The following is a 251-nucleotide window of genomic DNA, read 5'->3' on the forward strand; positions in this document are numbered from 1 at the left end:
GCTTGTTTGCCAGCTCCCCGTAGCTTTTCGCAGGCTACCGCGTCCTTCATCGCCTGTGATCGCCAAGGCATCCACCACATGCACTTGTTCGCTTGACCCTATAACGAGTCTGTCTCATCGACAGTCGTTACAGGTTGAGTTCTCGCGTTGTGCCGTATTCCAAATTGAGTCAAACATTAAGTTCGAATCATCTTGAGATACATCGATACAATCACAACCCGGATAGTTTTCACGTCCATCTCAAGACGCTT

The 251-nt window shown here is 48.6% G+C and carries 1 rRNA gene; it reads right to left on the reverse strand.

The features are described from left to right. Nucleotides 1–98: ribosomal RNA gene (locus G3N98_RS39605) — 23S ribosomal RNA — on the reverse strand; the annotation flags it as partial. Nucleotides 99–251 lie beyond the last annotated feature (153 nt).

The sequence above is a fragment of the Burkholderia sp. Tr-20390 genome, assembly GCF_017104595.1.
In the GTDB taxonomy this organism is placed as follows: domain Bacteria; phylum Pseudomonadota; class Gammaproteobacteria; order Burkholderiales; family Burkholderiaceae; genus Burkholderia.